Raw genomic sequence first — 263 nt, 5'->3', positions numbered from 1 at the left:
GCACACAGCAAAACGGAAAAACTGAATATTATTATGAAAACATACCTATAACTCGTCTTTTTGACATTTCGGGTGCCAACTTACCAACAATATTTAAAAATCCTGCTTTTAATACCATGCTTTCTTTTAATATCGGGGCCACTCTAAATCTCATGAATACTTTTGGTTTTTATAAAAATGATCTGTGGAACCAAGGCTCGTTACTTAGAACAGATACTTACAAAAATGATGGTATAACGCCAAATAAATTCAAAAAAATTAAA

The 263-nt window shown here is 31.2% G+C and carries 1 protein-coding gene; it reads left to right on the top strand.

Annotated elements, in window-relative coordinates; translation table 11 throughout:
* Positions 1–263, top strand: a 263-nt coding sequence (locus ACWA1B_RS22900; protein ID WP_456910939.1) for a hypothetical protein, incomplete at both ends; no start/stop codon positions are given.

This window comes from Flavobacterium xizangense (assembly GCF_054075145.1).
Note: the sequence above shows the minus strand (reverse complement) of the source record. Positions and strands in the feature narration are given on the sequence as shown.